General features: G+C 69.9%; 3 protein-coding genes. All 3 read left to right on the forward strand.

The genetic code is table 11. From position 1 onward, the window contains the following. The coding region (locus FH610_RS45820) for an FCD domain-containing protein (protein WP_139580905.1) at positions 1–142 on the forward strand (142 nt) is incomplete at its 5' end. Between the two features lie 818 nt (positions 143–960). Beyond that, the gene (locus FH610_RS42480) at positions 961–2508 is read left to right on the forward strand and encodes an arabinofuranosidase catalytic domain-containing protein (RefSeq protein WP_139580906.1); all 1548 of its coding nucleotides are present in this window, start codon (positions 961–963) and stop codon (positions 2506–2508) included. A gap of 26 nt (positions 2509–2534) precedes the next feature. After that, on the forward strand, positions 2535–3678 hold a 1144-nt coding region (locus FH610_RS42485), incomplete at its 3' end, for an RICIN domain-containing protein (RefSeq protein ID WP_139580907.1).

Genomic DNA, 3678 nt, shown 5'->3' on the forward strand with positions numbered 1-3678 from the left:
CGAAGAACACGACGCCATCTACCAGGCCATCCGCGCCGGCGACCCCGAAGCCGCCGCCCACGCCGCCGCCACACACATCGACAACACACTCGACGACTACCGCAGAGAGATCCAGCAGCGCCTGTTCCGCTCGGCCGGCTGAACCGTCCAGCCGCCCCCGCCGCGGGGGTGTCGCCATACGCACTCCGCAACGCAGAGGCGAATCGTTTCGATGGAATGATCAAGATCGGGTCGCGGACGGGCTGAAGGCGCCGGCCCGCTCGAGGCGATCTGTGAATCTTTCATTCGCGCGGGACCGGCAGGGGACCGTGAGCGTCCCTGCTGAGAGCCGCGGCAGGGACTCCAGGCCCTTACGCGGCCGGTAAGAAGGGAAACGCGGTTCTTGACACGCGCGTCGCCCGTCGTATTTGCTTCGCTGCATCCCGCCACCCCCCAATCCGCCGGCAGGAAGGAACGAGTCAAGTCCCTGTCATTCTGTTAACGCTAACAAATCCCGTAATCGCCGCCAGGAGGCATTAAGGGGCTGGGTTCCGTCGCCCGTTCGAGGCGAATCGGTTCGTGGACCTTTTGCGAGGAGGTTCGGAGCAGACGCTCGCCGATGCGGTGTGACCTGGATGGTGATCCACCGACGTCGCGGCTCGCCGCGTACGACGGCGTGAGGCGCGCCGTCGGCGTTCCGGGCTGCAGCCGGACTTCTCGCCCGCTGTCCGCGACCCCTTCCTCCTTCGTGCATGCGCCTTCGCGCGCGGATCGGGTCCGCGACCGGGACCCGACATCGCCTCGGTCTCCACGCTAAGGATCGAGGAGCGGCCGGCTCCCGCGGCCCAGCCGTCCACTGCGGGCTGTTCCCACAGTGACCCGCCGCATGGGACACGACCGCCTATCGCCGGCTCCGGCGAGGCTGCCCGGATTCAGCACGTGGCTGTCTCCGCCGTGCCTTCCCCCCAAGGAGTGAAAGCAATGGGTTCTTCGTCCGTTGACCTGTCGGGCCATGCGGCTCGCGGGCGGCGCTCACCGGCGGCCGTCGCGGCCTGCCTCGTGGCAGCGCTCGCGGCCCTCCTCGCCACCGCCCTGACCTGGTCGGCACCGGCATCGGCGGCGATGGCGCCGCTGGTCAGCGCGTCCTCGGGGCGCTGCCTGGACGTGGCGGGCAACACCGATGCGCTGGGCGCCGCCCTGCAGATCTGGGACTGCAACGGCCAGGCCAACCAGGCGTTCGAGTTCACCTCGGCCGGCGAGCTGCGCACGTTCGGCGGCACGCGGTGCGTGGACGCGTACGGCCAGGGGACGTCGAACGGCACGAAGGTCGTCATCTGGTCCTGCAACGGGCAGGCCAACCAGAAGTGGCGCCAGAACGCCGACGGGTCCATCACCGGGGTCCAGTCCGGTCTGTGCCTGGACGTGTACCAGGCGGCCACGGCCAACGGGACCGCGGTCGCCCTGTGGACCTGCAACGGGCAGAGCAACCAGAGGTGGACCGTCGCGGGAGGCGGGCCCACCGCGTCGCCGAGCCCGTCCACGTCGCCGAGCCCGCCGCCGCCCGGCTCGCGTCCGTGTGACATCTACGCCGCCGGCGGCACACCGTGCGTGGCCGCGCACAGCACCACGCGGGCGCTCTACAACGCCTACAGCGGCAACCTGTACCAGGTGCGGCGCTCCTCCGACAGCGCGACCAGGAACATCGGCGTCCTGACCGCGGGCGGCGCCGCCAACGCCGCGGCCCAGGACTCCTTCTGCGCCGGCACCACCTGCGTCGTCACCGTCGTGTACGACCAGTCCGGCCGCGGCAACGACCTGTGGTACCAGGGGTCCAGCGTGGTCCCCGGGTCCCCGCAGAGCAAGCCCGCGATCGCGACCACCGAGTCGCTGTCCGTGGGCGGCAACAAGGCCTACTCCCTGTACATCAACCCCGGCAACAGCTACTGGCGGGACGGTCACCTGACCGGCGTGCCGACCGGCACCGCGCCCGAGGGCATGTACATGGTGACCAGCGGCACCCACGTCAACAGCGGCTGCTGCTTCGACTACGGCAACAGCGAGACCACCCGCAAGGCCGACGCCGCCGGCGCCATGGACGCCATCTACTTCGGCACCAGCTGCTGGTTCGGCGGCTGCTCCGGCTCCGGCCCGTGGGTGCAGGCCGACCTCGAATGGGGGCTCTACCCCGGCGGAAGCCAGTCCTGGAACCCCAACCAGCGAGCCTTCACCAGCAAGTTCGTCACGGCCACGCTGAAGAACAACGGCACCAGCCGATTCGCGATCAAGGGCAGCAACGCGCAGTCCGGCAGCCTGTACACCCTCTACGACGGCGCGCTTCCCCCCGGCTACAGCCCGATGAAGAAGCAGGGCGCCATCGTCCTGGGCAGCGGCGGCGACTGCTGCAAGCCCGACGGCGGCGCCAACCTCAGCGCCGGCACCTTCTACGAAGGAGCGATGGTGGCGGGCTACCCCTCCGACGCCACCGAGAACGCCGTACAGGCTGACGTCGTCGCCGCCGGCTACCGCTGACCCCCTAACCGCGCATGGAGTTGCGTATGTTGAGTCACAAATCCCTTTTCGCCGCAATCGCGGCGGCAGCACTTCTCGTTCTGGGCATAAGCGGCACGGCGCTCGGTGGAACGACGTCGGCGACGCACAGCGCCGTGGCCGCCGCGGCGACCGCCGGATGCGGCAAGGCCCCGACGCTGGCGAGCGGCTCGCACTCGATTGCGAGCGGCGGCCAGAACCGCAGCTACATCCTGCGGGTGCCCGCCAACTACGACAGCAACCACCCCTATCGCCTGATCTTCGGGTTCCACTGGAACGGCGGCACCGCCAACGACGTCGACTCGGGCGGAACCGACGGGTACAACTGGTCGTACTACGGACTCAGGCGCCTGGCGGACGCCGCGGGCAACGGCACGATCTTCGTCGCGCCCCAGGGCAACGGCAACGGCTGGGCCAACCCCGGCGGCCAGGACGTGACCTTCGTCGACGACATGCTCAGGCAGATCGAGGCCGGCCTGTGCGTCGACACCAGCCAGATCTTCTCCACGGGCTTCAGCTACGGCGGCGGCATGAGCTACGCGCTCGCCTGCGCCCGGGCGTCGGTCTTCCGCGCGGTCGTGGTCTACTCCGGCGCGCAGCTCAGCGGGTGCAACGGCGGCACCCAGCCCATCGCGTACATGGGAGTGCACGGCATCGGGGACCCGGTGCTCAACATCTCCACGGGGCGAGGGCTGCGTGACACGTTCGTGAGGAACAACGGCTGCACCGCGCAGAATCCGCCGGAGCCCAGGTCGGGCAGCCTGACCCACATCGTCACCGCCTACTCGGGGTGCCGGGCCGGGTATCCGGTCGTGTGGGCGGCGTTCGACGGAGGCCACACCCCGGGCCCGATCGACGGGTGCACCTGTGACGGCTGGAGGACCTGGACCTCGGGCGAGGCGTGGAAGTTCCTGACGCAGTTCGACACGACTCCGCCGACCTCGCCCTCTCCCTCGCCGACCGTCTCGCCGACCGTCTCACCGAGCGGCAATCCGCCGGCGACGAGCGCGCTCAAGGGTGTGGGTTCCGGGCGGTGCCTGGATGTCAGCGGGGCGTCGCAGGCCAACGGCGCGCAGGCGCAGATCTGGGACTGCAACGGCCAGGCCAACCAGCAGTGGACCTCCACCAGCGCCGGTGAGCTGCGCGTCTACG

The organism is Microbispora catharanthi (assembly GCF_006334915.2).
Taxonomy (GTDB): domain Bacteria; phylum Actinomycetota; class Actinomycetes; order Streptosporangiales; family Streptosporangiaceae; genus Microbispora; species Microbispora catharanthi.